This window comes from Prauserella shujinwangii (genome assembly GCF_003001955.1).
In the GTDB taxonomy this organism is placed as follows: Bacteria; Actinomycetota; Actinomycetes; order Mycobacteriales; family Pseudonocardiaceae; genus Qaidamihabitans; species Qaidamihabitans shujinwangii.
The window spans coordinates 339345-356659 of sequence record NZ_PVNH01000006.1 but is presented as its reverse complement, the minus strand read 5'-3'; the positions used below and the strand labels follow the sequence as shown (position 1 = coordinate 356659).

Sequence of the window (17315 nt, the reverse complement as noted above, 5' to 3'; positions counted from 1 at the left end):
TCACGGGTTCCCGGTGATCCGTTCGGCCGTCACGAACACGGCGGTCCGGCGCTCCTCGGCCATCACCCGGTCGTACTCGGCCCAGTCGTCGTGCGTGCCGCCCGCGGCGGTGAACACGTCCCGCAGCAGCCTCGGCACGCCGTCGGCGAGGAAGTCCGGGTCGGGGTCGTCGGGCCCGATCAGCCGCACCGTGCCCTGCACGGACACCCACTCCCAGCCGCGCCGGAAGACGATCGTCGCGTGGCGGCTGCGCCGCAGGTGCACCAGCTTGCGGGTGCCGCCCCTGGCGACGAGGCCGACGCTGTCGCGGCCGGACACCGGATCGGGCAGGACCCCGGCGTTGACGACGGACGCGTGGACGGTGCCGTCCTGGCGGGCGACGGCGAGCGTGGCCAGGCCGTTCTCCGCGGCGGCGAGGCGGCGGACGAGCGCGAGGTCGGCGGGCATACCGCCACCCTAACGACCATCGCGCCGCGCGGCCGGGCGAACGGCGGGCCCGGACCGACCACCGCATCGAGGACGGGTGGCGGCGGTTCGTACGCTGGGTCCCATGTTCGACAGCTTGCGCGTCCCGGTGATCGTCGCGCCGATGGCCGGTGGACCGTCCACGCCCGGCCTGGTGGCCGCGGCCGCGCGCGCCGGAGCCTTCGGCTTCCTGGCCGGTGGCTACCTGAGCGCCGCGGCGTTGGACGGCCAGATCGAGACGACCAGGGAACGCGCCGGGGCCGGGTTCGGGGTGAACCTGTTCGTGCCGGGCATCCGGTCCACGGTGGACACCCGGCCGTACGCGAGGCGGCTCGCGGAGGAGGCACACCGCTACGGGGTCGAGCCCGGCGACGCGCGGTGGGACGACGACGCCTACGCCGCGAAGATGGACCTGCTCGTCGAACGACGCGTCCCGGTGGTGTCGTTCACCTTCGGCATCCCGGTGGACGCCGACATCGCGCGCCTGCACGAGGCGGGCAGCCGGATCGTCGTCACGGTCACCACGCCGGAGGAGGCGCGGCAGGCTGCCGCCGCGGGCGCGGACGCGCTGTGCGTGCAGGGCTTCGAGGCAGGCGGCCATCGCGGCGTGTTCACCGACGAGCCCGCCGCCCCCGCGGGTGGCGAGCTGTACGGGCTGCTCGCCGCGCTCCGCCTGGTCGCCGGGGTAACCGACCTGCCGCTGATCGCGGCCGGCGGGCTGGTCCACGGCGCCGACGTGGCCGCCGTGCTCGTCGCGGGCGCGAGCGCGGCGCAGCTCGGCACCGCGTTCCTGCGCGCCGACGAGGCCGGGACCAATCCGGTGTACCGGGACACGCTGGCGGAGGGGGACCGGCCCACCACGATCACCCGCGCGTTCAGCGGCAGGCCCGCGCGGGGCCTGGTGAACCGGTTCTCACGGGAGCATTCGGCGCACGCGCCCGCCACGTACCCGCAGGTGCACCACATGAGCAAGCCGATCCGCACCGCCGCGGCGCGGGCGGGCGACCCCGAGGCGATGTCGTTGTGGGCGGGGCAGGCTTACCCGGTCGCGGGGGAGGGGCCGGTCGCGGACCTCATCGAGCGGATCGCCGAGCAGGCCAGGGCGGCGCTGGAGCGCGGCGGCAAGCTGTTCGGCTGACGCCCGCCCTATCCCGCGGCCTCCGCGGAGGAATCCCCGGCGCCGGTGGTCCCGGTGGCGGTCCGGAAGCGCGCGCCCGCCGCGAAGTAGGTCAGCAGCTCCGCGATGGCGGCCGGGTCGTCCAGCTGCGGGCAGTGTCCCCAGTCCTCCCGCACCAGCAGCCTGCTGTGCGGCACCAGCGAGTGCAGCTGCCTGCCGGAGGCCGCGCTGACCAGCCGGTCCTTGCCGCAGGCGACGACGAGCAGCGGTACGCCGATACGGTCCGGCTGGTAGGCCTCGGCCAGCTCGCCGACGAGCTGCCTGGCCTGCTCCAGCCGGGTGGTGGTCGAGCGGTAGTCCGGGAACAGCTCGGTGAACCGGCGGACGTGCTCGTCCGCGGCGGACCTGGCGTCCGCGTACAGCAGGCGCGGCACCACCTGCCGCGCGACCGTCCGCACGACGAACCCGGGCACCGGCAGGGGCAGCGCCGAGTACAGCCGCAGCGGCAGCGGGTACCGGCCCACGATCCGCACCAGCCACGAGTCCACCAGGCCCGGCGCGGCGATCGACACGACGCCGGAGACGGGCAGCCGGGGGCTTTGCGCGGCCCGCAGGCTCATCGTGCCGCCGAGCGAGTTGCCGGCCAGCACGACGTCGCCCAGCACCGCCTGCTCCCGGACCACGGCCGCGGTGAACGCGTCGAGCTGGGGCAGCATCGGCCCCGGCCGGAGCGGATCGGCGTGGCCGAACCCGGGCAGGTCCACGGCGACCGCCGAGTGCCCCTCCGCGGCGAGCCGTTCGAGCACGGGCAGCCACGTGTCCGCGCTGTCGCAGTAGCCGTGGAGGAGGACGAGCCGCGGCGGCGTGGCGGGCCGCACCGGCTGCCGCGGCCTGCGCCTGCCGCGCCTGCGGGGCGGGTCGCCGTCGGCGGGGCGCCGGGGCCCGACCTCCAGCACCCGGGTGCGGAAACCCGCGAAGCGGCGGTACCCGGCCCGGATCTCCGGGCCGGGTACGTCACGGCTCGCCGTGTCCGGCGAGACCTCCCGCTGCACCGCGGTCATTGACCAAGACTAGCCAATTACTCGCCGGTTCAATCCCCCCGAAGTGGATCACAAACCGGTATCGGCAGTGCGTCAACGAGGCGTCGGTGCAGGTCAGCGGCTTCAGGCCGGGTCGTGCGTGAACACGATCTTTCCCGCGGTGGTGCCGTCGAGCATGTCGCGGAAGCCGTGTTCGGCCTCGGCCAGTGGCAGCTCCGCCCCGATCTGCGGCCGGATTCCGGCCAGGTCGACGTAGGTGAGCAGGTCCGCCAGCTCGTCCCGGGTGCCCATCGTGGAGCCCACGACGCGCAGCTGCAGGAAGAACACCCGCTGCAGCTCGGCGCTGGGGTCGGGACCGCTCGTGGAGCCCGAGACGACGATGATGCCGCCCGGCTTGAGCGATTTGACCGAGTGTGACCAGGTCGCCTTGCCGACCGTCTCGAAGACGCCGTCGACCCGCTCGGGCAGCCGCGTGCCCGGCTCGAAGGTCTGGTGGGCGCCGAGCCGTTCGGCCAGTGCCCGCTTCTCCTCGGTGCGGCCCGTGGCCCACACGCGGAAGCCCGCGGCCCGGCCGAGCTGGATCAGTGCCGTGGCCACCCCGCCCGACGCGCCCTGCACGAGGAACGTCTGGCCGGGCCGCAGGCCGGACTTGACGAACAGCATGCGGTACGCGGTCAGCCACGCCGTGCCCATCGTGGCGGCCTCGGTGAACGAGAGACCCGCCGGCTTCGGCAGCACGTTGCGCGCGGGCACCACCACGGAGTCCGCGAACGCGCCCTGGTGCTTCTCGGTGAGCAGCGTGCGCTTCGGGTCGAGCGTGTCGTCACCGTGCCACGACTCGTCGTTGACCACCGAGTGCAGCACCACCTCGGAGCCGTCGTCGAGCACCCCGGCCCCGTCGCAGCCGAGGATCATCGGGAACTGCTCCGGCTTGATGCCGACGCCGCGCAGGGTCCAGATGTCGTGCATGTTGAGGCTGGCCGCCCGCACGCGGACACGCACCCAGCCTTCGGGCACCTCGGGGTCGGGCCGGTCGCCCACCACCAGCGAGGCGAGCGGGTCGTCAGCGTTGGGTTCTTTGGCGTAGACGGCGAACATGGGCGTCAACCTACCCGCCCGTGCGGGTGGTGGCAGCCGCCCGGCGTAGGCTTGTCTCTCGTGTTCGACGGTGTGTCCAGCTGGTGGGACGGGATCGAGCTGTGGCTCGCCCAGCAGTGGTTCCCGGTGCAGTTCGTGCTGGTCATGGCTGTGCTCGTGCCGCTGTGCCTGCTCCTGGCGTGGGTGATTCGCCGGGTCGTCGATCTGGTGGCCGCGCTCGTCGCGGACCGGGGCGGGCGGCCGCGGAGTGCCGCACCCGGCGCCGGGCGGGCCGACCTACAGTGAGTCCCATGTTGTCCCGCAGGCGCATCAGCGCGGCGTTGCTCGGGCTGATCGTCCTGGTCCTGATCGGATGGCTGATCCAGGACGTCCTCGCGGACGACACCACGCGAACGGGTACCCTGCCCGGCGCGGAGTCCGGCCTGCCGGTCGAGGCCTTGTCGAGCCTGCCGCCCGAGGCGGGCCGGACGTGGACGCTGATCGAGCAGGGCGGACCGTTTCCGTATCCCGGGAAAGACGGAACGACGTTCGGCAATAGGGAGAAGTTGTTGCCAGAGAAGCCAGCCGGCTACTACCGCGAGTACACGGTGGTGACTCCGGGAAGCGCCGACCGCGGTGCGCGCAGGCTCGTCACCGGCAACGGTCGCGAGCTCTACTACACCGCCGACCACTACGCCTCGTTCGTCGTCGTGGATCCAGGTCGATGACCGTGACGCAGAAACCCGACGCCAAGACCCTCGCCGAGCAGGCCCGCGCCCGCGGCGCCCACACGCACGTGCTCGACGGCGCCCAGCACCGCGACCGGCTCGGCACGCTCGACGCCATCGCGGCCGCCCTGTCGTTCCCCGACTGGTTCGGCCGCAACCTGGACGCGCTCTACGACTGCCTGACCGACCTCTCGTGGCTGCCGACGGGGGAGCACGTGCTCATCTGGATCGGCTCCGACGTGCTCAAGCAGGCCGACCCGAAGTCCTACCTCGCGGTGCACGGCGTGCTCTCCGACGCGCAGCGGGCGCTCGCGTCGGGCGGCGAGCGCGCCGACAGCCGCAGGCTCACCGTCGTCCTCGCCGACGAGTAGCACCGGAACGCGGCACTCCGAGTGCTGCACTCAGGGCCGCGAGTGCTGCGTTCGGGGCCCTGAGTGCTGCGCTCACGCTTCGCCGGCGCCCTCGGGGACCCAGCGGGGCTTGCGCTTCTCGGCGAACGCCGTGATGCCCTCCTGGCCCTCCTCGCCGGCGAAGAACTCGGCCGAGGTGGCGAGCATCGCCGCGAACCGCTCCGGCATCGCGGCCGCCGAGTCGCCCTGCAGCAGCTGCTTCGTGGCGGCCAGCGCCTTCGGCCCGCCCAGGGCCAGCGACCGCACGTAGCGGCCGACCTCGGTGTCCAGCCGCTCGGCGGGCACGGCGGCGTTGATGAGCCCGATCCGCGCGGCGTGCTCGGCATCGAAGGTGTCGCCGGTGAGGAACAGCTCGTGCGCCGCGCGGGGGGCGAGCCGGGGCAGCACGGTGACCGAGATGATCGCGGGGATCACGCCGATGCGGACCTCGCTGAAGGCGAACGTGGCGTCGGTGACGGCCACGGCGATGTCCGCGGCGGCGACGATGCCCACGCCGCCGGCCCGCGCGGGCCCGCGCAGCGTGGCCACCACCGGCTTCGGGCTGGTCCAGATCCGCTCCAGGATCGCGGGGAACTCGTTGACGCCCTGGTCCCCGGCGCCGCTGCCGCGCGCCTCCTTCAGGTCCATGCCCGCGCAGAACACCGGACCGGTGTGGTCCAGGACGAGAACCCGCACCGTGTCGTCGCCGAGTGCCCGCTCCAGCCGCTCGGCCAGCTCGCGGCGCAGCTGCGCGGACAGCGCGTTGCGGTTGTGCGGCGAGTCCAGGGTGATCGTCGCGACCCCGTGCTCGGCCGAGTAGTGCACCAGTTCGTCTGCCATGCCGACACCTTGGCACAGCGCCCCCGCCGTCACTCGGTCCGGTTGAACAGCGCGATCCCGCCGGCCACCAGCGCGAGCGTGCAGCCGACCGCGACCAGGACCTGGACGCCGACCGGCACGGTCCACCCGCCCCACGTGATCGCCGGGTCGAAGGCCTCCCGCGCCCGCGCGGAGACGCCCACGTGGTCGAACACCACCGAGCGCATCGGCTGCACGACGTAGGTGAGCGGGTTGAGCTTGGTCAGCACCGCGAGCCAGTCCGGCAGGTTCGCCATCGGAAACAGGGCCCCGGACAGGAACATCATCGGCGTGATCGTCAGCTGGGTGACCGGCATCGCCGACTGGATCTGCGTGATCCGGGCCGAGAGGAGCACGCCGAGGGCGGTGAGCATGAGCGCGCCGAGGAACAGCAGGGCGAGCAGCGTGAGCAGCAGCAGCGGGTCGTAGGGCACGCCGACGACGCCGGCCAGCCCGAGCAGCACGACGGTCTGCAGGGTGGCCGTGGTCGCGCCGCCCAGGCACTTGCCCGCGACGATCGACGTCTTGCTCACCGGCGCGACGAGCATCTCCCGCAGGAAGCCGAACTCCCGGTCCCACACCAGCGAGATGCCCGCGAACGCGGCGGCGAACAGCACCGACATCGCCAGCACACCGGGGAACAGGAACGTGCGGAAGTCGAGCGCGCCCTCGGTGCGGACCACCCCGGCCAGGCCCGTGCCCAGCACGAACAGGAACAGCAGCGGCTGCACCAGCATCGAGAACAGGCGCATGCGGTCGTGCCGGAAGCGGATCATCTCGCGGCGCCACACCATGGCCGTGGCCCGCAGCCCGTGCCGCACGCCGCGGGTGGCCACCGGCCGGCCCGCCCGTTCCCGTACGTCGCCGGTCACGCTCATCTCGGGTCCCTCGCTCATCGGCGCGCCATCATCCGGGCGAACGCGGCAGGTCCCTCGGCCTGCTCGGTGTCGGCGATGGTGCGTCCCGTGTAGGCCATGAACACGTCGTCGAGGCTGGGCCGGGTCACGGTCACCGTGTTGATGGCCAGCCCCAGCCCGGCGAACAGCCGGGGCACGAACTCCGCCCCCTCCGGAACGGCGAACGTCACCATGCCGCCGTGGACGGCGGCCTCGACGCCGAAACGCTCGCGGAGCAGGCCGAGGGCGGCGTCGTCGTCCTCGGTGCGGATCTGCACCCGGTCGGCCCCGACGCTGCTCTTGAGCGCGTCCGGGGTGTCGGTCACCACGATCTCCCCGCGGTTCATGATCGCGATCCGGTCGCAGTGCTCGGCCTCGTCCATGTAGTGCGTGGTCAGGAAGATCGTGATGTCCTGGCTGTCCCGCAGCCGCCCGATGTACTCCCAGATGGAGGCCCTGGTCTGCGGGTCGAGCCCGATCGTGGGCTCGTCGAGGAACAGCACCTCGGGGGCGTGCAGCAGGCCCCGGCCGATCTCCAGCCTGCGTTTCATGCCGCCCGAGAACCTCAGGACCGGTTCGTGCCTGCGGTCGGCCAGCCCGACCATCCCCAGCACGTCATCGATCCGCTCGCGCAGCAGCCGCCTCGGCATCCCGTACAGTTCACCGTGGAAGCGGAGGTTCTGCTCGGCGCTCAGGTAGGTGTCCAGGGTCGGCTCCTGGAACACCACGCCGATCCGGCGGCGCACCTCGGCGCGCTGGTCCCGCACGTCGCAGCCGGCGACCGTGGCCGACCCCGCGGTGGGCTCGACGATGGTGCAGAGGATCTTGATGGCGGTCGTCTTGCCCGCGCCGTTGGGCCCGAGGAAGCCGAACATCTCCCGCTCGGTCACGTCGAGGTCGATCCCCCGGACGGCCTGGACCTCGCCGTAGGACTTCTCGAGCCCGCGCACCCGGACGGCGCTTCGTTCCGGCATCGCTACCCCTTACTGCCTCGTGCGTGCGAAACGTGGCGCGGCTCTCCCGTCGCCCGGCCGCCACCCCTGGTGGCGGCGCTCCGCGCCGCTGCGCCGCCGGTCAGCACGGGCAGGGCGGAATGCTACGCGCTGCGGGCGGCCGCGGAGACGGCCTCGTGGTAGCGGCGGACCACCAGCTCGGCCACCCGCGGGTCGGCGCCCAGCGGCTCCGCGACCGGGGCGCCGGGGGCGTGCTCGCGTACCTGCCCGAGCACGCGGTCGGGCAGCAGCCCGGGGGCGAGGAACCACGACGCGACGGCGAAGTGCCGTGCGCCGCGGGCGCGCAGCCGGGCCAGGGCCGCGGGCACGTCGGGTTTCGCCGCGCTGGCGAACGCGGGAGCCGCGAGGCAGCCGTGCCGCGCCTGCCAGCGGGCGGCGAGGCGCGCGACCGCGTCGTTCGCGGGCGGGTGGGACGAGCCGACCGCGGCGACCACGACGCCGAGCTCCGGATCGGCCGGGTCGGCGCCCGCGGCGGCCAGCCGGTCGAGCGCGACGGCGTCGAGCAGCGGGTCGGTGCCGAGCACGTCCGCGACCGACACCCGCAGCGGCGGGAACCGTTCCGCGGCCTCGGCGACGATCCCGGGCAGGTCCACTCGGGCGTGGTAGGCGCTGCCGAGCAGCAGCGGCGCGGCGACGGCCGTCCGTGCGCCCTCGGCGTGCAGGCGGGCGAGGACATCGCCGACCTTCGGCTCGGACAGGTCGAGGAACGCCTCGCGGACGTCGAGCCCGGGGGAGACGGTGCGGACGGCTCCCACGAGGGCGCGCACGGTGGCCGCCGACCTCGGGTCGCGGCTGCCGTGCGCGACGGCGACGAGGGTCACCCCGCGCCCACCGCCGAAAGGCGCTCCCCGACCAGGCCCGCGGCCAGCGTGTCGCCGTTCTTCGGGTCGATCACCAGGAACGCGCCCGTGCGCGGGCTGTGCGAGTACTCGTCCACCGGCAGCTCCTCGGACAGCCGGATCCGGACACCGCCGATCTCGTTCAGCTCCAGCGACTCCGGAGAATCCACAGTGGACAACGTCTGCTCGTCGAAGCGGGAGCCCAGCTCCTCGACCAGTGCCTGCACCGTGCGCGCGCCGTGCTTGACGAGCACGCGCGCGCCAGGCCGCAGCGACGAGCTGGACAGCCAGCACAGGGTGGCGGTGAACTCGTCGGTGACCTCCGGCCGGTCGGTCGCCGAGGCGATGAGGTCGCCCCGCGCGATGTCGAGGTCGTCGGCCAGCAGCACGGTCACCGAGCTGCCCGCGCCCGCCTCGTCGCGGGGGCCGTCGGCGGTGTCGACCCGGGTCACCCTGGTGCGCAGCCCCTGCGGCAGCACCACGACCTCGTCGCCGGGCCGCACGGTCCCCGCCGCGATCTGCCCGGCGTATCCGCGGTAGTCGGGGTAGTCGGCCGTGCGGGGCCGGATGACGTACTGCACGGGGAACCGGAACGGCGCGTCGTGCGGGTCGGGCGCCACCGGCACCTGCTCCAGGTGCTCCAGCAGGGTGGGACCGCCGTACCACGGCGTGTTCTCCGAGCGCGTGGCGACGTTGTCGCCGTGCAGCGCCGACACCGGGATGGTCAGCACCGAGCCCTCGGCGTAACCCAGCGACGCCGCGTGCGTGGCGAACTCCTTGGCGATCACGGTGAACGCGGCCTCGTCGTAGTTGATGAGGTCCACCTTGTTGACCGCCAGCACGAGCCGGGGCACGCCGAGCAGGGCCAGCACGGCCGCGTGCCGCCGCGTCTGCTCGACGACGCCCTTGCGCGCGTCCACCAGCAGCACGGCCAGCTGCGCGGTGGACGCGCCGGTCACCGTGTTGCGCGTGTACTGCACGTGGCCGGGTGTGTCCGCCAGCACGAAGCTCCGCCTCGGCGTGGCGAAGTAACGGTAGGCCACGTCGATCGTGATGCCCTGCTCCCGCTCGGAGCGCAGGCCGTCCACCAGCAGCGAGAGATCCGGTGTGGACAGTCCACGGTCGACGCTCGCGCGCTGGACCGCGTCGAGCTGGTCGGCGAGGACGGACTTCGTGTCGTACAGCAAGCGGCCGACCAGGGTCGACTTCCCGTCGTCCACGCTGCCGGCCGTGGCCAGCCGTAGCAAGGAACTCATCAGAAATAACCCTCCCGCTTGCGGTCCTCCATCGCGGCCTCGGACAGCCGGTCGTCCGCCCGGGTGGCACCGCGCTCGGTGAGCCTGCTGGCCTGCACCTCGGCGATAACTTCCTCCACAGTGGACGCTGTGGACTCGACCGCGCCGGTGCACGATCCGTCGCCGACCGTGCGGTAGCGCACCGTCAGCTCCTTGACCTCCTCGCCCTCGCGGGGGCCGCCCCACGGTCCCTCGGTGAGCCACATGCCGTCGCGGCGGTACACCTTGCGCTGGTGGGCGTAGTAGATCGACGGCAGCTCCACGCGCTCGCGCGCGATGTAGTTCCACACGTCCGACTCGGTCCAGTTGGACAGCGGGAAGACCCGCACGTGCTCACCGGGACGGTGCCTGCCGTTGTACAGGTTCCACAGCTCGGGCCGCTGCCTGCGCGGCTCCCACTGGCCGAACGCGTTGCGCAGGCTGAAGATGCGCTCCTTGGCCCTGGCGCGCTCCTCGTCGCGGCGGCCGCCGCCGAACACCGCGTCGAACCGGTGCTCGGCGATGGTGTCGAGCAGCGGCTGGGTCTGCAGCGGGTTCCGTGTGCCGTCGGGGCGCTCGGTGAGCCGCCCGTCGTCGATCCAGTCCTGCACGTGCGCGACGATGAGCCGCAGCCCGTGCCGCTCGGCCATCCGGTCACGGAAGGAGATGACCTCGTCGAAGTTGTGTCCGGTGTCCACGTGCAGCAGCGGGAACGGCACCGGCGCCGGCCAGAACGCCTTGATCGCCAGGTGCAGCAGCAGCGTGGAGTCCTTGCCACCGGAGAAGAGGATCACCGGGCGGTCGAACTCGCCCGCGACCTCGCGGAAGATGTGGATCGCCTCCGACTCCAGCGCGGCGAGGTTGTCCCGCGCGGCGTCGGTGGCGGCAGCGGACACCGCGGAAACAGTGTCCGGTTCGCCCGTCTCGCGTGTCTCGTGAAGCGCGGTCATGGCGTCCTTTCTCAGCCGTGCAGGCCGCACTCGGTCTTGGACTGTCCGGCCCAGCGGCCGCTCCGCGGGTCGGCACCCGGCGCGACCTTAGCCGTGCACGGCGCGCAGCCGATGGACAGGTACCCCTCGCCGACGAGCGGGTTCTGCAGAATGCCGTGCCGGTCGAGGTAGTCGTTGAACTCCTCGTCCGTCCACGGCGCGATCGGGTTGACCTTCACCAGCCCGTTGCGGTCGTCCCAGGTGACGATCGGGGTGTTCGCCCTCGTCGGCGCGTCGACCCGGCGCACGCCGGTGACCCAGCACGAGTAGTTCGCGAGCGTGTCGCGCAGCGGCACCACCTTGCGCAGGAAGCAGCACTGGTTCGGGTCGCGCTCGTGCAGCCGTGGCCCGTACTCCGCGTCCTGTTCGGCGACCGTCTGTGCCGGTTTGGCGTCGATGATCCGGATGTCCGGATAGACCGTCTGCACGGCGTCCCGGGTGCCGATCGTCTCCGCGAAGTGGTAACCCGTCTCGAGGAACAGGACGTCCACGTCGGGCTTGACCTTCGTGGCCAGGTCGATGAGCACGGCGTCCTGCATGTTCGACGCCACGATGAGATCGTCGCCGAACTGCTCGACGGCCCAGCGCAGCGCCGCCTCGGCGCCGGCGTCCGCCAGCTCTTCGGCCGCCCTTTCCGCGAGGGCCTTCAGCTCCTCGGTCGACTGCTCGGTCGGCGATGCCGCCGTCATCGTGTTACCTCCGGTATCTGCAGCCCGATGAACTTCACCGAGAACACCCGCCGGCAGGAGGAACACAGCCACGCGCCGTTCTCTTCCGGCCGCAGGTCCTCCTCGCCACAGTACGGACAGTGGAACGGCACGGCCCGGCCGGTGCTGGGTCCTGTCTCGCTCACCGCAGCTGTCCCTCCTCGGCCCGTGCCACCCACTGCGCGAACCGCTCGCCGTCCGCGCGGCCGGCCACGTAGTTGCGCACGACCCGCTCCACATAGTCGGTGAGCTCCGCGCTGGTGACCTTGTGCCCTCGCAGCTTCCGCCCGAAACCGGCGTCGAGCCCCAGCCCGCCGCCGAGGTGCACCTGGAAACCCTCGACCTGGTCGCCGTTGGCGTCGGTGACGATCTGGCCCTTCAGGCCGATGTCGGCGGTCTGGATCCGGGCGCAGGAGTTGGGGCAGCCGTTGAGGTGCACGCTCACCGGGGTGTCCACACCGGCCTGGATGTCGGCCAGCCTGCGCTCCAGGTCGGCGACCAGCTCCTGGGCTCGCGCCTTGGTCTCGACGATCGCGAGCTTGCAGAACTCGATGCCCGTGCAGGCCATCACGCCCCGCCGCCACGGCGTCGGATCCGTCTGCAACCCCAGCTCCGCCAGTTCGGCGCGCAGCCCCTCGATCTCCGTCTCCGGCACGTCGAGCACCACGAGCTTCTGCTGTGGCGTGAGCCGCACCCGGCCGGAGCCCGCCCGCTCCGCGGCCTTGGCGACCGCGACCAGGTCGGTGCCGGAGGTCCGGCCCGCCACCGGCGCGGCACCGACGTAGTAGCGCCCGTCCCGCTGCCGGTGCACGCCCACGTGGTCGACCGGCCGCTCGGGCACCTCGGGGGCCGGGCCGTCGAGCAGCGCCCGCCCGAGGTACTCGTTCTCCAGCACCTCGCGGAACCGCTCGGCGCCCCAGTCCTTCACCAGGAACTTGATCCGCGCCCGCGACCGCAGCCTGCGGTAGCCGTAGTCGCGGAAGACGCTCACCACGCCCGCCCACACGTCGGGCACCTCGTCCAGTGGCACCCAGGCACCGAGCCGCTGCCCGATCATCGGGTTGGTGGACAGGCCACCGCCGACCCAGACGTCGAAGCCGGGACCGTGCTCGGGGTGGACCACGCCGATGAACGCGACGTCGTGGATCTCGTGCGCCACGTCGGGCAGGCCGGAGACGGCGGTCTTGAACTTGCGCGGCAGATTGGCGAACGCCGGGTCGCCGACGTAGCGGCGGCGGATCTCCTCGATGGCCGGGGTGCCGTCGATGACCTCGTCGGCCGCGATGCCCGCCACCGGGGAGCCGAGGATGACGCGCGGGCTGTCGCCGCACGCCTCCATCGTGGTCAGGCCCGCGCCCTCCAGCTTCTCCCAGACGGCGGGCATGTCCTCGATGCGGATCCAGTGGTACTGGATGTTCTGCCGGTCGGTGATGTCCGCGGTGTCGCGGGCGTGGACCTGCGAGACCTCGCCGATCACGGCCAGCTGCTGGGTGGTCAGCGCGCCGCCGTCGACGCGCACCCGCAGCATGAAGTACTCGTCGTCGAGCTCCTCGGGCTCCAGCGTGGCGGTGCGGCCGCCGTCGATGCCGGGCTTGCGCTGCGTGTAGAGGCCGTACCAGCGGAAGCGTCCGCGCAGGTCACCGGGGTCGATGGCGTCGAAGCCGCGGTGGGCGTAGATGTTCTCGATGCGCGCGCGGACGTTGAGCGGGGCGTCGTCCTTCTTCGAGCGCTCGTTCGGGTTGAGCGGCTCGCGGTAGCCCAGGGCCCACTGACCCTCACCGCGACGTTGCCTGGTCCGTGCGGGGCGGCCTGTGTTCGGGGCCATCGGTGTCGTCCTCCAGAGCTGGGAGCGGGCGCCGTGCGCGCCGGACCGCCCGGGCAGGGCCGTGGTGGGGGCAGTTCGCGGCACGTCCGGCGCCGCCTGCTGTCCTACGTTGGGCGGATTGCGGCGCGCGGAATGGGGTCAGCGCCGGCAGAGACTGCTGGAGACACGCAGGTAGTCCACGTGGCGTCGAACCACGAGGAGCACACCGGCGATAGTCACGGTTCTCAGGGTGCCATGCGCTCAGGATGTGGTCTAGCGCCGTCCGCATGGTGGGAGGAGCGTCACTAGCTGCGGTTTTGCGCCGCCGCGAGCTCCCGGCGGCAGGCCCTCGACAGCGTCCGCTGCCGCCGGATGCGCTGCAGCAGCGTCAGCGGCCCCAGCTCGGCGCCCGGGGCCCCGGCGCGGTCGGTGACCTCCAGCCGGTCGCCGAGCAGCGGGCCGCGCAGCGACCACGGTTCCCAGCGTTCCATGTCCGGCATCGAGTAGTCGTAGCCGAACGCCAGCGCCTGCGCGCCGTCACCGCGCAGCGCGCCGCCGGCCAGCGACCGCAACGGCAGCGCGGCCGGGCCGCCCGTGCCCTGCGCGCCGTCCGGCAGGTCCACCACGTCCAGCGCCAACTCCCCGGACCGCTCCCGCGCCAGCAGGGCGTGCCGGTGCGGGCTGGTGCGCGCGGGCAGCTCGACGGCGTGCGCGCGGCGCGCCAGCCGGAGCACGATCCGCGGCAGCCACCACCAGTTCTCCCGGCACAGCAGCGGGCTGTCGGCGAACGTGCGTGACGGCGGGTACTTGGTCAGCTCCTGGCGCAGGAGCTCGACGGCGAAGAAGTCGCCCTCGGTGTCCTCGGTCCTCGTCACGGTGCCGTACCACGCGTGGCCGGGACCTCCCCGCCGCAGCGAGCGCGAGTCCGTCACCGCGAACGCGACCGGCGTGCCCGTGCCGATGCCCGCCACCTCGGGCGCTCTGGCGTAGGGCAGGGCCACGCACGGCACCGAGCCGGCGACCAGGGGGGTGCTGGCCACCACGTGCGGCTGCCCCGCCTCGTCCAGCCAGCACAGCTCGGCGGTCAGCGCGCGCCGCCATAACGGAAGCTGCTCGTTCATCATCCAGGCTCTTACCAGAAGATCGTCGGGCTGTTAACGTCCCACGTCGACAGAGCCTCCCGCCAATGGTGCCAGGAGTGAGCGACATGCCCGCCATCGTCGTTGCGCTGGTCGTAGCCGTGCTGTTCTACCTCGGCTACCGCTACTACTCGGCGTATCTCGCCAAGAACGTCTACGCCCTCGATCCGGCGTTCGTCACCCCGGCCCACAGCATGCGGGACGGCGTCGACTTCGTGCCGACCAACAAGCACGTGCTGTTCGGTCACCACTTCACGTCGGTGGCCGGGGCGGCGCCGATCGTCGGCCCGGCGATCGCGGTGTTCTGGGGCTGGGGCCCCGCGCTGGCGTGGGTCGTGCTCGGCACGATCTTCGCGGCGGGCGTGCACGACTTCGGCGCGCTCGCGGTGTCGGTCCGGCACCGCGCCAAGAGCATCGGCACCCTGGCCAGGGAGGTCATCAACCGGCGGGCGCGCACGCTGTTCCTGCTGATCATCTTCTTCCTGCTCACCCTGGTGAACGCCGTGTTCGCCGTGGTGATCGGCAATCTGTTCGTGGCCAACCCGGAGGCCGTGCTGCCGATCCTGCTGGAGATCCCGCTCGCCATCGGCATCGGCCAGTACGTCTACCGCACGCGCAGCGCCGCGCTCCTGCCGTCGATCGTCGGCGTGATCCTGCTCTACGTGTCGATCCTGCTGGGCCAGCTCGTGCCGATCTCGCTCGCGGGCATCGCGGCCGAGGACGGGTTCTTCACCGAGCGCAACATCTGGGTGATCCTGCTGTTCGCCTACACCTTCGTCGCCTCGCGGATCCCGGTGTGGGTGCTGCTCCAGCCACGCGACTACATCAACTCGCACCAGCTGTTCATCGCGCTCGGTGTGATCGGGCTCGGCATCATCGTCGGTTTCGACCGGATCGTGGCGCCCGCGTTCAACGACACCCCCGAGGGCTCGCCGCACTGGTTCCCGTTCCTGTTCATCACGATCGCGTGCGGGGCGATCTCCGGGTTCCACAGTCTCGTGTCGTCGGGCACCACGTCGAAACAGCTCGACAAGGAGACCGACGCCCGGTACGTCGGCTATGTCGGCGCGGTCGGCGAGGGCTCGCTCGCGCTCGCGTCGATCCTCGCCTGCACGGCGGGCATCGTCGCGACCACGGCCGACTGGAAGGCCGCCTACCCCGACTTCGCGACCGCCTCGGACGGCGCGGTGGGCAACTTCGTCAACGGTGTGGCGCAGTTCGCGAACAACATCGGCGTGCCGGTCGCGATCGGCACGATCTTCGCGGCGATCGTCGTGATCAGCTTCGCGGCGACCACGATGGACACCGGCGTGCGGCTGCAGCGCTACATCGTCCAGGAGATCGCCGAGATCGCGGGCGCGCGGACGATTGCCCGCAACGTCACGCTGGCCACCGGCATCGCGGTCATCGTGCCGCTGGTGATGGCCCTGCTGCCCGGCGGCGGCGAGCGCGGCTACACGTTCGGTGTGCTGTGGCAGCTGTTCGGCACCACCAACCAGCTCACCGCGGGCCTGGCGCTCGCCGTGGTGGCGGTGTGGGTCACCAAGAACCGCCGCAACCCGGTCGCGGTGCTCGTCCCGCTGGTGTTCCTGCTGGTCATGACCAGCTGGGCGCTGATCGTCAACCTCGGCAACTTCATCGGCGAAGGCGACTGGGTGCTGGCCCCGCTCGACGCGATCATCTTCGTGCTGGCGGTCTGGCTGATCTTCGAGGCGGCCGTGGCACTGCGGAAGGCGTGGCTCGGCGCGCGGACCGGCGCCCCGGCGCCCGAGCCGGAACGGGAGTCGTGAGCCTGCGCACCCGCCTGGCCTCCGCCTGGCGCAGGGCGGAGGCCGCGCACGACCAACTCTTCGTCGCCCGCTGGCGGCAGGGGCTGCGGCGTGAGGTCCGGCGCCAGGAGGACACCCTGCGGGCGCTGGTGATGCTGGAGTCGCTCGGCGTGGACAACCCCGTCGCGTACGAGACGCTGGACCTCGTGCCGTACCTGGTGGCCGACCTGCACGCCTGGCACCGGCGGATGGGTCAGGAGAGTTTCGGCGATCCCGGGGTGTGCTGTTGATCCGCTTCTTCGGCGGCAAGGGCGGCGTGGGCAAGACGACGCTGGCCGCCGCGTACGCGCTCGGCAGGGCCGGGGCGGGGGAGCGGACGCTGGTCGTGTCCACCGATCCGGCGCACTCGCTCGGCGACGTGCTGGCGACGCCGCTGTCCGGGCAGCCGCGCGAGGTCGCGCCCCTGCTGTGGGCGGCGGAGATCAGCGGCGAGGAGCAGGCCCGCAGGCGGGTCGCGGAGATCACCGAGGACGCGCGGCACGCGGTGCCGAGGGAGGTGCTGCCCGCGGTCGAGCGGCATCTGGCGCGCGCGGCGGACAGCCCCGGCACCGTGGAGTCCGCGCTGCTGGACCGGCTCACCGGCCTCGTCGAGGAGGTCGGTGCGCGGTGGGACCGGCTGGTCGTGGACAGCGCGCCGACCGGGCACATGGTGCGCCTGCTGAGCCTGCCCGCGCTGCTCACCCCGTGGATCGAGGGACTGGCGCGCCAGCGGGAACGGGCGCGCGGCGCGGATCGGCTGCTGGCCGGGATGCTCGGCGGGGAGCGGGAACGGCCGGACCCGCTGCTGGACCGCCTGCACGCGCGCCGCGACCGGCTGGAGTGGCTGCGGGCCCGGCTGCGGGACGACGCGCTCGTGCACCTGGTGCTCGTGCCCGAGCAGCTGCCTCTCGCGGAGACGCTGCGGGCCGCCGAGGCGCTGGAGGGCGGCGGTCTCCGGCTGGGCCGGACCGTCGTCAACCGGGTCGTGCCCGACGACGAGACCGGGGTGCTGGCGCGGCGCCGGGAGCACCAGGAGCGGGTGCTGGCCGAGCTGGCCGGGCGGTTCTCCGGCACCGGCCTGGTGCGTGTCCCACTGCTCCCGGACGCCCTCACCGGGGCCGGTGAGCTCGGCGAGCTGGCCCGCCGCCTGGGGGAGCTGTAGCGCCGGTGGG

20 protein-coding genes are annotated in these 17315 nt (G+C 72.7%); 7 read left to right on the top strand and 13 right to left on the bottom strand.

Annotated features, from left to right (window positions below; genetic code table 11):
• Positions 1 to 447 carry a pyridoxamine 5'-phosphate oxidase family protein gene (locus B0I33_RS17035; RefSeq protein WP_106179758.1) on the bottom strand — a complete coding sequence of 149 codons (447 nt, stop codon included), beginning with the start codon at positions 445 to 447 and terminating at the stop codon, positions 1 to 3.
• 103 nt (positions 448 to 550) lie between these two features.
• Here B0I33_RS17035 and B0I33_RS17030 point away from each other — a divergent pair, with 103 nt between their 5' ends.
• Positions 551 to 1603 (top strand): NAD(P)H-dependent flavin oxidoreductase, encoded by a 1053-nt coding sequence (locus B0I33_RS17030; RefSeq protein WP_106179757.1) that lies wholly within the window; start codon positions 551 to 553, stop codon positions 1601 to 1603.
• Positions 1604 to 1611: 8 nt separating this feature from the next.
• Here the strand turns inward: B0I33_RS17030 and B0I33_RS17025 are convergent, their stop codons facing one another.
• Together B0I33_RS17025 and B0I33_RS17020 are read right to left on the bottom strand one after the other, a co-directional pair.
• Entirely contained in the window at positions 1612 to 2643 is a 1032-nt protein-coding gene (locus tag B0I33_RS17025) for an alpha/beta hydrolase (RefSeq protein WP_106179756.1), read from the bottom strand.
• 102 nt (positions 2644 to 2745) lie between these two features.
• The gene (locus B0I33_RS17020) at positions 2746 to 3720 is read right to left on the bottom strand and encodes a quinone oxidoreductase family protein (RefSeq protein WP_106179755.1); all 975 of its coding nucleotides are present in this window, start codon (positions 3718 to 3720) and stop codon (positions 2746 to 2748) included.
• 60 nt (positions 3721 to 3780) lie between these two features.
• On the opposite strand from B0I33_RS17020, the gene B0I33_RS17015 reads away from it, so the two are divergent.
• The 3 genes from B0I33_RS17015 to B0I33_RS17005 are packed head-to-tail and all read left to right on the top strand — an operon-like array spanning position 3781 to position 4798.
• Entirely contained in the window at positions 3781 to 4005 is a 225-nt protein-coding gene (locus B0I33_RS17015; RefSeq protein ID WP_106179754.1) for a hypothetical protein, read from the top strand.
• 5 nt (positions 4006 to 4010) lie between these two features.
• On the top strand, positions 4011 to 4427 hold the full coding sequence (locus tag B0I33_RS17010; protein ID WP_106179753.1) for a guanyl-specific ribonuclease: 417 nt from the start codon (positions 4011 to 4013) through the stop codon (positions 4425 to 4427).
• The gene (locus B0I33_RS17005) at positions 4424 to 4798 is read left to right on the top strand and encodes a barstar family protein (RefSeq protein ID WP_106179752.1); all 375 of its coding nucleotides are present in this window, start codon (positions 4424 to 4426) and stop codon (positions 4796 to 4798) included. Before B0I33_RS17010 ends, B0I33_RS17005 begins: the two co-directional genes overlap by 4 nt.
• Before the next feature lie 72 nt (positions 4799 to 4870).
• Here B0I33_RS17005 and B0I33_RS17000 read toward each other — a convergent pair whose 3' ends face one another.
• The 10 genes from B0I33_RS17000 to B0I33_RS16955 all read right to left on the bottom strand — a co-directional run bounded on the left by B0I33_RS17000 (position 4871) and on the right by B0I33_RS16955 (position 14317).
• The gene (locus B0I33_RS17000; RefSeq protein WP_106179751.1) at positions 4871 to 5656 is read right to left on the bottom strand and encodes an enoyl-CoA hydratase-related protein; all 786 of its coding nucleotides are present in this window, start codon (positions 5654 to 5656) and stop codon (positions 4871 to 4873) included.
• Between the two features lie 29 nt (positions 5657 to 5685).
• On the bottom strand, positions 5686 to 6570 hold the full coding sequence (locus tag B0I33_RS16995; RefSeq protein ID WP_245900753.1) for an ABC transporter permease: 885 nt from the start codon (positions 6568 to 6570) through the stop codon (positions 5686 to 5688).
• Complete coding sequence (locus tag B0I33_RS16990) at positions 6567 to 7544, bottom strand: ATP-binding cassette domain-containing protein (protein WP_106179750.1); 978 nt, start codon at positions 7542 to 7544, stop codon at positions 6567 to 6569. Before B0I33_RS16990 ends, B0I33_RS16995 begins: the two co-directional genes overlap by 4 nt.
• 122 nt (positions 7545 to 7666) lie before the next feature.
• Complete coding sequence (locus tag B0I33_RS16985; RefSeq protein WP_106179749.1) at positions 7667 to 8404, bottom strand: sirohydrochlorin chelatase; 738 nt, start codon at positions 8402 to 8404, stop codon at positions 7667 to 7669.
• A complete protein-coding gene (locus B0I33_RS16980) occupies positions 8401 to 9678 on the bottom strand; it encodes a sulfate adenylyltransferase subunit 1 (protein ID WP_106179748.1) in 1278 nt (425 codons plus the stop codon). The genes B0I33_RS16985 and B0I33_RS16980 overlap by 4 nt, the downstream gene beginning before the upstream one ends.
• On the bottom strand, positions 9678 to 10646 hold the full coding sequence (gene cysD / locus B0I33_RS16975) for a sulfate adenylyltransferase subunit CysD (RefSeq protein WP_425440484.1): 969 nt from the start codon (positions 10644 to 10646) through the stop codon (positions 9678 to 9680). Before cysD ends, B0I33_RS16980 begins: the two co-directional genes overlap by 1 nt.
• A gap of 11 nt (positions 10647 to 10657) precedes the next feature.
• A complete protein-coding gene (locus tag B0I33_RS16970) occupies positions 10658 to 11374 on the bottom strand; it encodes a phosphoadenylyl-sulfate reductase (protein ID WP_106179747.1) in 717 nt (238 codons plus the stop codon).
• Complete coding sequence (locus B0I33_RS30445; RefSeq protein ID WP_106179746.1) at positions 11371 to 11538, bottom strand: Insertion element protein; 168 nt, start codon at positions 11536 to 11538, stop codon at positions 11371 to 11373. Before B0I33_RS30445 ends, B0I33_RS16970 begins: the two co-directional genes overlap by 4 nt.
• The gene (locus tag B0I33_RS16960; protein ID WP_106179745.1) at positions 11535 to 13217 is read right to left on the bottom strand and encodes a nitrite/sulfite reductase; all 1683 of its coding nucleotides are present in this window, start codon (positions 13215 to 13217) and stop codon (positions 11535 to 11537) included. Before B0I33_RS16960 ends, B0I33_RS30445 begins: the two co-directional genes overlap by 4 nt.
• Positions 13218 to 13501: 284 nt before the next feature.
• Positions 13502 to 14317 (bottom strand): hypothetical protein, encoded by an 816-nt coding sequence (locus tag B0I33_RS16955; RefSeq protein WP_106179845.1) that lies wholly within the window; start codon positions 14315 to 14317, stop codon positions 13502 to 13504.
• Between the two features lie 86 nt (positions 14318 to 14403).
• Here B0I33_RS16955 and B0I33_RS16950 point away from each other — a divergent pair, with 86 nt between their 5' ends.
• The 3 genes from B0I33_RS16950 to B0I33_RS16940 are packed head-to-tail and all read left to right on the top strand — an operon-like array spanning position 14404 to position 17305.
• Positions 14404 to 16125, top strand: coding sequence for a carbon starvation CstA family protein (locus tag B0I33_RS16950; RefSeq protein WP_106179744.1), 1722 nt, complete (start codon positions 14404 to 14406; stop codon positions 16123 to 16125).
• Positions 16122 to 16394 carry a cory-CC-star protein gene (locus B0I33_RS16945; RefSeq protein ID WP_106179743.1) on the top strand — a complete coding sequence of 91 codons (273 nt, stop codon included), beginning with the start codon at positions 16122 to 16124 and terminating at the stop codon, positions 16392 to 16394. Before B0I33_RS16950 ends, B0I33_RS16945 begins: the two co-directional genes overlap by 4 nt.
• A complete protein-coding gene (locus B0I33_RS16940; RefSeq protein ID WP_106179742.1) occupies positions 16385 to 17305 on the top strand; it encodes an ArsA family ATPase in 921 nt (306 codons plus the stop codon). The genes B0I33_RS16945 and B0I33_RS16940 overlap by 10 nt, the downstream gene beginning before the upstream one ends.
• Positions 17306 to 17315 lie beyond the last annotated feature (10 nt).

Bases quoted from the DNA above. Each gene is read 5' to 3' on its own strand.
- B0I33_RS17035 (WP_106179758.1), bottom strand. From the start codon at position 447: ATGCCCGCCGACCTCGCGCTCGTCCGCCGCCTCGCCGCCGCGGAGAAC.
- B0I33_RS17030 (WP_106179757.1), top strand. From the start codon at position 551: ATGTTCGACAGCTTGCGCGTCCCGGTGATCGTCGCGCCGATGGCCGGT.
- B0I33_RS17025 (WP_106179756.1), bottom strand. From the start codon at position 2,643: ATGACCGCGGTGCAGCGGGAGGTCTCGCCGGACACGGCGAGCCGTGAC.
- B0I33_RS17020 (WP_106179755.1), bottom strand. From the start codon at position 3,720: ATGTTCGCCGTCTACGCCAAAGAACCCAACGCTGACGACCCGCTCGCC.
- B0I33_RS17010 (WP_106179753.1), top strand. From the start codon at position 4,011: ATGTTGTCCCGCAGGCGCATCAGCGCGGCGTTGCTCGGGCTGATCGTC.
- B0I33_RS17005 (WP_106179752.1), top strand. From the start codon at position 4,424: ATGACCGTGACGCAGAAACCCGACGCCAAGACCCTCGCCGAGCAGGCC.
- B0I33_RS17000 (WP_106179751.1), bottom strand. From the start codon at position 5,656: ATGGCAGACGAACTGGTGCACTACTCGGCCGAGCACGGGGTCGCGACG.
- B0I33_RS16995 (WP_245900753.1), bottom strand. From the start codon at position 6,570: ATGAGCGAGGGACCCGAGATGAGCGTGACCGGCGACGTACGGGAACGG.
- B0I33_RS16990 (WP_106179750.1), bottom strand. From the start codon at position 7,544: ATGCCGGAACGAAGCGCCGTCCGGGTGCGCGGGCTCGAGAAGTCCTAC.
- B0I33_RS16980 (WP_106179748.1), bottom strand. From the start codon at position 9,678: ATGAGTTCCTTGCTACGGCTGGCCACGGCCGGCAGCGTGGACGACGGG.
- cysD (WP_425440484.1), bottom strand. From the start codon at position 10,646: ATGACCGCGCTTCACGAGACACGCGAGACGGGCGAACCGGACACTGTT.
- B0I33_RS16970 (WP_106179747.1), bottom strand. From the start codon at position 11,374: ATGACGGCGGCATCGCCGACCGAGCAGTCGACCGAGGAGCTGAAGGCC.
- B0I33_RS16960 (WP_106179745.1), bottom strand. From the start codon at position 13,217: ATGGCCCCGAACACAGGCCGCCCCGCACGGACCAGGCAACGTCGCGGT.
- B0I33_RS16955 (WP_106179845.1), bottom strand. From the start codon at position 14,317: ATGAACGAGCAGCTTCCGTTATGGCGGCGCGCGCTGACCGCCGAGCTG.
- B0I33_RS16950 (WP_106179744.1), top strand. From the start codon at position 14,404: ATGCCCGCCATCGTCGTTGCGCTGGTCGTAGCCGTGCTGTTCTACCTC.